This is a genomic window from Marinitoga arctica (genome assembly GCF_054657315.1).
This window is the reverse complement of record NZ_BAAHYY010000001.1, coordinates 112,486-120,690: the sequence shown is the minus strand read 5'-3', so window position 1 is coordinate 120,690 and position 8,205 is coordinate 112,486. Positions and strand designations below refer to the sequence as shown.

12 protein-coding genes are annotated in these 8,205 nt (G+C 28.9%); all 12 read right to left on the bottom strand.

The window, feature by feature from the left end:
• Positions 1 to 1,126, bottom strand: a 1,126-nt coding sequence (locus ACYQ44_RS00680; protein WP_459994551.1) for a cache domain-containing protein, incomplete at its 3' end; no start/stop codon positions are given.
• Positions 1,127 to 1,157: 31 nt separating this feature from the next.
• Positions 1,158 to 1,904 carry an alpha/beta hydrolase gene (locus ACYQ44_RS00675; protein WP_459994550.1) on the bottom strand — a complete coding sequence of 249 codons (747 nt, stop codon included), beginning with the start codon at positions 1,902 to 1,904 and terminating at the stop codon, positions 1,158 to 1,160.
• Positions 1,905 to 1,916: 12 nt separating this feature from the next.
• Positions 1,917 to 3,173, bottom strand: coding sequence for a transcription termination factor Rho (gene rho / locus ACYQ44_RS00670; RefSeq protein WP_459994556.1), 1,257 nt, complete (start codon positions 3,171 to 3,173; stop codon positions 1,917 to 1,919).
• Positions 3,174 to 3,399: 226 nt separating this feature from the next.
• The gene (gene rplQ, locus ACYQ44_RS00665) at positions 3,400 to 3,810 is read right to left on the bottom strand and encodes a 50S ribosomal protein L17 (RefSeq protein ID WP_459994549.1); all 411 of its coding nucleotides are present in this window, start codon (positions 3,808 to 3,810) and stop codon (positions 3,400 to 3,402) included.
• Positions 3,811 to 3,815: 5 nt separating this feature from the next.
• Positions 3,816 to 4,865: a DNA-directed RNA polymerase subunit alpha gene (locus tag ACYQ44_RS00660; protein ID WP_459994548.1), complete on the bottom strand. Its 1,050-nt coding sequence runs from the start codon at positions 4,863 to 4,865 to the stop codon at positions 3,816 to 3,818.
• 92 nt (positions 4,866 to 4,957) lie between these two features.
• Positions 4,958 to 5,587, bottom strand: coding sequence for a 30S ribosomal protein S4 (gene rpsD, locus ACYQ44_RS00655; protein ID WP_459994547.1), 630 nt, complete (start codon positions 5,585 to 5,587; stop codon positions 4,958 to 4,960).
• A gap of 21 nt (positions 5,588 to 5,608) precedes the next feature.
• Positions 5,609 to 5,992 (bottom strand): 30S ribosomal protein S11, encoded by a 384-nt coding sequence (gene rpsK, locus ACYQ44_RS00650; RefSeq protein ID WP_459994546.1) that lies wholly within the window; start codon positions 5,990 to 5,992, stop codon positions 5,609 to 5,611.
• A gap of 22 nt (positions 5,993 to 6,014) precedes the next feature.
• Complete coding sequence (rpsM, locus tag ACYQ44_RS00645; RefSeq protein WP_459994545.1) at positions 6,015 to 6,383, bottom strand: 30S ribosomal protein S13; 369 nt, start codon at positions 6,381 to 6,383, stop codon at positions 6,015 to 6,017.
• 21 nt (positions 6,384 to 6,404) lie between these two features.
• Positions 6,405 to 6,521 carry a 50S ribosomal protein L36 gene (rpmJ, locus tag ACYQ44_RS00640; protein WP_047265664.1) on the bottom strand — a complete coding sequence of 39 codons (117 nt, stop codon included), beginning with the start codon at positions 6,519 to 6,521 and terminating at the stop codon, positions 6,405 to 6,407.
• Between the two features lie 4 nt (positions 6,522 to 6,525).
• Entirely contained in the window at positions 6,526 to 6,777 is a 252-nt protein-coding gene (infA, locus tag ACYQ44_RS00635; protein WP_459994544.1) for a translation initiation factor IF-1, read from the bottom strand.
• Between the two features lie 17 nt (positions 6,778 to 6,794).
• Positions 6,795 to 7,547 (bottom strand): type I methionyl aminopeptidase, encoded by a 753-nt coding sequence (gene map, locus ACYQ44_RS00630; protein WP_459994543.1) that lies wholly within the window; start codon positions 7,545 to 7,547, stop codon positions 6,795 to 6,797.
• A complete protein-coding gene (locus ACYQ44_RS00625; protein ID WP_459994542.1) occupies positions 7,544 to 8,203 on the bottom strand; it encodes an adenylate kinase in 660 nt (219 codons plus the stop codon). The genes map and ACYQ44_RS00625 overlap by 4 nt, the downstream gene beginning before the upstream one ends.
• Between the last annotated feature and the right edge of the window lie 2 nt (positions 8,204 to 8,205).

Below are 8,205 nucleotides of genomic sequence, written 5' to 3'. Positions count from 1 at the left end.
AGAAGAATAATGATATTATTATTGAAATTATTAATATTACCAATGATGTTATTATTAATACAGTTTTGATCTTTTCAGATGCTTTAAATGCTTCTTTTGTTGATATTTCTGATACAAATGCCCAATTTATTTCTTTGAATTTAAATGAAGAATATGCTGCTAAAACCTTTTCTCCTTTGAAATTTGTTGATATTTCCCATCCGGTTTCCCCTTTTAATGCTTTTTCTACATAATCTGTTTCTACTTTTTGTTTTAATATTGTTTCTTTTCCTGGAAGATTACTTCTCATTATTTTGTCCTGTCCAACAACATATGTTATTCCTGTTTCTCCCATGCCGCTTTTGTTCTGCAGAACATATTCAAATTCTTCATTTAATATATGAACTATTAAATATCCTATATTTTCATCATCATACATAACTCTTTTCCCAGCAAAAAAACCATGTTCCTCTTCACCAGCCGTATAATATTTAATATCTGAAAAATGTACATTATTATCATTATTATTTTTTAATATTTTGTATAAATCTCCCAAACTTGAATTTTTATATTCTCCAGTTTCTATGTTAGTTCCGAAATCTTTATTTTTTTTAACTGAATATAATATATAACCATCGGGGGTAATATAAAATATATCAAAATATATTTTCTTGGTATACATAAGTTTTCTTAATAATGGATTTATTTTTTCATGTATATTTATATAAGTATAAACATTATCTAAAACATCCCCATTTATTACGTTTTGATCAAAATTATCATCATAAAAAATATTATCCAATTTTTCTCTTTCTGTATATGGATTTTTTTCATAGAATATTAACTGCAAATCTTTTAAATATTGCTCAAATTTATTCAAACTTTTAAAATAATCTTCTTCTTCATAAAAGTTATTCAATTCATCTATTACAGCTGGCATCTCAGAAATATATATAATATCATTTTCTATATCTAAAAAAGTTTTCTCAAGAAAAGTCATTTTAGAATTTCTAGCTAAAATTAATTTATCTACAAAACTCTTTTCTAGTGATTTTTGAGATTGCGTTGTACTAATAAAAAATAGTGTAGAAAAAGAAACTAATAACAATAATATTACTAACAATAAAATTTTTCCATTTAATTTCATAAAATCCCTCCTATCAGAAATCCAAAATAAATTACTGTTGTATAAAATTCATTATATTATTAATAAATTTATCTTTATATTTCGGTTCATTATGAATTTCATGTTTTGCATATTTAAATTTTTGTACAAACACGTTATTTAGTTTTTGAGCTAATATATCACAATTATTAATATTGACTACTTTATCTATTTCCCCATATTGAAGCAATATTGGAATATAAAGAGTTTCTGCTTCTTCTAGAGCTTTTTCAGATTCAAAAAATAATTGTTTAGCTGTACTAAAAGAAATTTTATTATGAACAAAAGGATCTTCAATGTATTCTTTTATTGCTTTATCGTCATGACATAAATCTTTTGGATCAATTCCATTGTTTATAGTAATAGTTCCTATTAACCCTATTGTTTTTAATAGAAATTTTTGAAAAGGTGTATAAAGTTTCCCCACCGCTGGAGATGATAAAATTAATTTTTCTGGTTTTTTTTCTGAATATTCAGTATATCTTAATGCAATTAACCCTCCCATACTATGACCAAATAATATAAATTTTTCTGGAGTAATTTCTTCGATATATCTATATATTTCATAAAAATTCTTTATATGCCCTCTTTTACCTTCACTTAATCCATGTCCAGGTAAATCAAAGGTAATTACTTGATAATTTTTATCTATTAATTTATTAATTAAAAAATCATATCTTCCTGAATGTTCTCCTAATCCATGAACTATTACAAAGGTTTTTTTTGGGTTTTCTATCTTTTTAAATCTTTTTAAAAACATAATATCCCCCTATCAATTAATAAATTTTTGCTTTTCTATTTCCTTAAATAACTTCTTATTATTTTCATACTTTCTCATAAGTCTAAATATTTCCATTAAAGCTTCTTCTTTAGAAAGATTATGCAACCAATTTCTAAGTATCCAAGAATATTTTAATTCTTCTTTTGTAAATAATAATTCTTCTTTTCTTGTACCTGATAAAATAACATCAATAGAAGGAAATATTCTCTTATTAGCTAAATCTCTAGACAATACTAATTCCATATTGCCTGTTCCTTTAAATTCTTCAAATATTACTTCATCCATTTTTGATCCTGTTTCTACCAATGCTGTTGCTAATATTGTTAAACTACCGCCTTCTCTTATTCTTCTTGCTGCTCCAAAAAATTTTTTTGGAAAGGTTAATGCTGATGGATCTACACCACCACTTAATAATTTCCCACTTGGCGGAACATATAAATTGTAAGCACGAGCTAATCTAGTTAATGAGTCCATTAGAATAATTACATCATGTCCAAATTCAACAAGTCTCTTTGCCATATTTAACGTCATTTCAGCTACTTTTATCTGATTTTTAGGATCCATATCAAAAGGAGCCGCTATGACTTCAGCATCTACAGTTTCTCTTATATCTGTAACTTCTTCCGGTCTTTCATCAATTAATAATACTATTCTTTTAGTTTCAGGATTATTAATTGCTATAGAGTTTGCTATATCTTTTAATAATGTTGTTTTTCCAGCTTTTGGAGGAGCAACAATTAAACCCCTTTGCCCTTTCCCAATAGGAGAAAAAATATCTATAATTCTTGAGCTAACAGGTGAATTTTCATATTCTAATTGAAGCCTTTCATTAGGATATACAGGAGTAAGATTTTCGAAGGAAATTCTATCTTTCGCAAGTTCAGGGACCTGAGAATTAACAGCTTCAACTCTTAATAATGCAAAAAACTTTTCACCTTCTTTAGGTGGTCTTACTTGGCCTGCAACCACATCTCCAGTTGAAAGATTAAATCTTCGTATTTGTGATTGTGACACATATACATCATCATTCCCATTTAAAAGAGAATTGTGCGTATTTCTTAAAAATCCATAGCCGTCAGGTAGTATTTCTAATACACCCTCATGAAAAAAATATCCAAATGATTCAGTTTGTTTACTTAAAATTTTAAATTTTAATTCATGATCTGTAAGGACAGAATAATTCTCAATTCCATATTTTCTCGCAAGATTATAAAGTTGCCTTCTAGACATTTGATTTAATTTACCCATATCAATCTCTACAGGTATTATCTCATCTTTTTTTAAATCTCTGTTATTAGAGTTTTCACTCACATTATCACCTCATATGTCAAATTTTAATTTCTATATATTTAATCTCAAGATAAGCTGTTAATTATTGTAGTTGTTTTTGAAGCATGTAGAAGATATTATTTTATATAGAAATATTATACCACATTTTTAATTAAAAAAGCCCCGAAAACTCGGGGCTTAAATATTAATTTTCTTCTTCTTTTTTCTCGATATTTTCTACTAATTGTAACAAAGATAATTCTGCAGCATCTCCTCTTCTGAAGCCTATTTTCAATATTCTTGTATAACCGCTTTTTCTATTTTTTTCAATATATACCTTAGCTATTTCATCAACAACTTTGTTTGTAAATTTTCTATCGTTGAAATATCTATTTATTTGTCTTCTTAAAGCAACGCTTCTATCTTTGTTATCTGTTGTTTTTGCTTCTATTGCTTTTGTTAATATTTTTTCAACTAATGGTCTTACAGTTTTTGCTTTTGCTGTAGTTGTCATGATGCTTCCATGTTCAAATACTTCTCTAGCTAAGTTTTTTAACAAAGCCTTCCTATGTGAAGCATATCTGCTTAATTTATTTATTTTTACTCTATGTCTCATAATACTTAGGCTCCTCCCTTCTGGATCTCATCATAATCCAATTGGAATTTTTCTTGTAATTCTTTTCTAATTTCATCTAATGATTTTTTACCGAAATTCTTAATTTTCATTAACTCTTCAGGATCTTTTTTCAAAATGTCTCTAACTGTATGTATTTTTTCTCTTTTTAAACAATTTTTAGCTCTTTTGCTTAAATCAAGTTCATCTATTTTTGTTTCTAATATTTCAATATTTACATTTTTAAATTCCTCTTCTACAACTACAGATTTGTCTTCTGATACCACCTCTTCTGCTGATTCAGAAGCAGTGTTAACTTCTTGCAATTCAGATAAATCTTCTCTCCAAGAAGCATATATTATATTAAAATGTTCTATCAATATCTTCGTAGCTTTGACTAAAGCCTCTTTTGGATCGATAGATTTTTTTGTCCAAACTTCTAAAATTAATTTATCATAGTCAGTTCTTTTTCCTACACGAACATTTTCTGTTAAATAATTAACTCTTATAACTGGACTATATACTCCATCAATATAAATATATTCTATATCTTTGGATAAATCCATTTCTGCAGTTGAAACAAATCCTTTCCCTATTGTTGCATACAATTCCATTTCGAATTTTTTTGCTGCATTCATTGTTGCAATTTTTAACTCAGGGTTTGCAACCTCTATACCAGCAGGAGTTATTATATCTCCAGCTTTTATTTCAGATGGACCCATTTTATCTATTCTTAAAACTATTGGTTCTTTTAAATTATTAATATTATCAAAATCAAGGACTTTTAATTCTACTTTTTTTAAGTTAACTGTAATTTCTAAAATATCTTCTTGAACGCCTTCAATTGTATCAAATTCATGCAATTTACCAGGAATTCTAATGCTTGTAATAGCTAACCCTGGTATTGAGGATAATAATACTCTTCTTAATGCGTTACCTATCGTAACTGCATATCCTCTTTCTAAAGGCGACAAGACAAACCTTCCATATTTGTATTCCAATTCTTCTGATTCTTCTAAAGTTTCTAATATCATTTTTTCTGGTTTTACAAATTCCATCTATTACCCCCAATTTAGCTTCTCTAAATTGGAGTGCACCCCCTTTCTTTTTGTTAGGCGCGTTTTTGCGATAGTCAAAATAGTCATTAATTTTATTTTGAGTAAAGCTCGATAATAGCTTGTAAGTCTACAGGAACTTCCATTTCTTCTAATGTTGGTAATCTTAAGAATGTTCCTTTAAATGCATTGTAATCTACTTCAATCCAATCTGCTTTTCTATTAGCTTTTTGTGCTAATTCAATACCTTGTTTAATTGGTAAAATTGATCTGCTCTTTTCTTTTACTTCAACTACATCTCCTGGTCTAACTCTGTAAGATGGAATATCAACTTTTTTACCATTTACTAAAAAGTGTCCATGTCTTACTAATTGTCTTGCAGTTCTTCTATTTACAGCATATCCCATTTGATACACTACATTATCCAATCTTGTTTCTAAAACTCTCATCAAATTTTCTCCTGTATTTCCTTCTCTTCTTGATGCTTCTTCAAAGTATCTTCTAAATTGTCTTTCTAATACACCATAGATTCTTTTTAATGCTTGCTTTGCCCTTAATTGTAAACCATATTGTGTTGGTTTTTTTGATTGTTGTCCATGTTGTCCTGGAGCATATGGTCTTCTTGCTAAAGCACATTTATCTGTATAACATCTTTCACCTTTTAAGTATAATTTAAATCCTTCTCTTCTACAAAGTTTACAAAGAGATCCTATATATCTTGCCATTACATTCCCTCCTCTTAGGCCTTACATTCCTTTTCTTTTCTTTGGTCTACAACCATTATGAGGTATTGGAGTTTTATCTTTTATATTTTCAATAACCAAACCTGCAGCTTGTAATGTTCTTATAGCTGATTCTCTACCAGCACCCGGTCCTTTTACATAAACATCTAATTTTTTTACACCATACTTTAAAGCTTCCTTAGCCACTTTATCAGCTGCTAACTGAGAAGCATATGGAGTACCTTTTTTTGTTCCTGAAAAACCAGCTGTTCCTCCACTTGCCCAAAATAATGCATTTCCTGATGGATCTGTTAATGTAATAATTGTATTGTTGAATGTTGATTGAATGTGTACAACTGCTTTTTCAAGAGATATTTTCTTCTTTTTTTGACTTGTTCTTCTAGCCATCGCTAAACCTCCTTATTATTACTTACTTTTTCTTACCGATTTTTGATGGTCTTGGACCTTTTCTTGTTCTTGCATTTGAATGGGTTTTTTGACCTCTAACTGGTAATCCGTTTTTATGTCTATAACCTCTGTACGAACCAATTTCAATTAATCTTGCAATACTTTTTTGAACTTCTTGTCTTAATTCACCTTCAACTAAGTAATGCTCATTAATGTAATGAGTTATCTTACTTATTTCATCATCTGATAATTCTTTTGCCCTTTTATCAGGGTCAATACCTGTGGCATTTAATATTTCCATTGCTCTATGTTTCCCTATACCGTAAATGTATGTAAGAGCAATGAATAACTTCTTGTTATTTGGTACTTCAACACCCAAAATACGTGGCATTCAAAATTCCCTCCTTTAAAATTATCCTTGTCTTTGGTTGTGCTTAGGATTTTTAGAACAAACTACCCATACTCTACCTTTTCTTCTAATAACTCTACAATGTTCACATCTCTTTTTTACTGAGGCTCTTACTTTCATTTGCTCATTCCTCCTCGTTACTTGGATTTCTTTTAATTCTTTCTCTACGTACTATTCTGCCTCTATTTAAATCATAGATTGAAACTTCTACTATTACTCTATCTCCAGGAACTAATCTTATAAAATTTTTTCTCATTTTACCTGAAATATGAGCTAATACCATATGTCCATTATCTAATTCTACTCTAAAAGTAGCATTAGGTAATGATTCTACGATATGACCTTCCATTACAATAACATCATCTTTCTTTGCCACGATAATCACCTCTCGGGCTAATCTAATATTGTTAATACTTCTGGACCATTTTCAGTAATTACTAAAGTATTTTCGTAATGAGCAGTAATCGATTTGTCTGCAGAAATTGCGGTCCAACCATCTTCTAAAACTTTAACCTTCCAATCACCCATAGAAACCATAGGTTCAATTGCAAATGTCATACCTTTTCTTATAATGGGACCTTTACCTTTTGGTCCATAATTTGGTATTTGTGGATCTTCATGCAATTTTCTTCCAACGCCATGTCCAACATATTCTTTTATTATTGAAAAACCAAAAGATTCTACATATGTTTGTATTGCATTACTAATATCACCTATTCTATTTCCAGGAACTGCCTGTTCAATACCTATCCAAAAAGATTTTTCAGTAACTTCAACTAATTTTTTTACCTTTTCATCAACTTTTCCAATCATAAATGTTCTAGCGGCATCAGCTATATATCCATCCAAAGTTAATCCCATATCTATAGATACAATATCTCCATTTTTAAATATTTTTTCTTTTAATGGAAATCCATGAACAATCTCTTCATTAACAGAAATACATGTTGCATAAGGAAATCCCGCATACCCTTTAAATGTGGGAATAAAACCTTTTTCTTTCATATAGGTATTTACAAATTTTTCAACTTCATATGCATTTGAACCTTCAACAACCAAATCCTTAATTTTCTCAAAGAGCATAGCGAGCTGCTTCCCAGCTCGCCTCATCTTATCAACTTCGGATTGCGTTTTTACTAAAATCATACTATCCCTTCCAATATATTAAACACTTCTTTTGTAACTATTTCTACCGTTCCACTACCGTCTACTGTAAAGAAATGATTATATTTTTTATAAAATTCTATTACAGGATATGTTTTTTCCATATATACTTTATATCTATCTCTTACTACTTCCTCTTTATCATCATCACGTTGAATTAAATCCACATCACAAATATCACATTTATTTTCTACTTTAGGTTTTAATGTAATTATATTATATATTTTTCCACATTTTGGACATATTCTTCGTGAAGTAATCCTTTTTACAACGGTTTCTTCATCTACTTCAAGGTAAATTATTCCAGTAATAAGGTTATTCATTTCTTCTAATATTTTTTCTAATGCTTCAGCTTGAGGAAGTGTTCTAGGGTACCCATCTAATATAAAGCCTTTTGCTACATCATTTTTACTTAATCGTTCTTTTATAACATCTAACATGATTTCATCTGAAACTAATTGACCATTATCCAAAATAGATTTAACTTTTTTACCTAATTCGCTACCGGAAGCTACTGCTTCTCTTAACATATCTCCAGTTGATATATGAGGTATATCATATTTTTTTGATACCTCTTTTGCTATTGTACCTTTACCTGCTCCTGGAGGTCCAAAAAATAATAAATTAAGTTTTGACATAA

What these genes read in the sequence shown, in the direction of transcription:
- rpmJ (WP_047265664.1), bottom strand. Translation starts at nt 6,521, where the DNA reads ATGAAAGTAAGAGCCTCAGTAAAAAAGAGATGTGAACATTGTAGAGTT.
- ACYQ44_RS00625 (WP_459994542.1), bottom strand. Translation starts at nt 8,203, where the DNA reads ATGTCAAAACTTAATTTATTATTTTTTGGACCTCCAGGAGCAGGTAAA.
- rpsD (WP_459994547.1), bottom strand. Translation starts at nt 5,587, where the DNA reads ATGGCAAGATATATAGGATCTCTTTGTAAACTTTGTAGAAGAGAAGGA.
- map (WP_459994543.1), bottom strand. Translation starts at nt 7,547, where the DNA reads ATGATTTTAGTAAAAACGCAATCCGAAGTTGATAAGATGAGGCGAGCT.
- rplQ (WP_459994549.1), bottom strand. Translation starts at nt 3,810, where the DNA reads ATGAGACATAGAGTAAAAATAAATAAATTAAGCAGATATGCTTCACAT.
- ACYQ44_RS00660 (WP_459994548.1), bottom strand. Translation starts at nt 4,865, where the DNA reads ATGGAATTTGTAAAACCAGAAAAAATGATATTAGAAACTTTAGAAGAA.
- rho (WP_459994556.1), bottom strand. Translation starts at nt 3,173, where the DNA reads ATGGGTAAATTAAATCAAATGTCTAGAAGGCAACTTTATAATCTTGCG.
- rpsK (WP_459994546.1), bottom strand. Translation starts at nt 5,992, where the DNA reads ATGGCTAGAAGAACAAGTCAAAAAAAGAAGAAAATATCTCTTGAAAAA.
- rpsM (WP_459994545.1), bottom strand. Translation starts at nt 6,383, where the DNA reads ATGCCACGTATTTTGGGTGTTGAAGTACCAAATAACAAGAAGTTATTC.
- ACYQ44_RS00675 (WP_459994550.1), bottom strand. Translation starts at nt 1,904, where the DNA reads ATGTTTTTAAAAAGATTTAAAAAGATAGAAAACCCAAAAAAAACCTTT.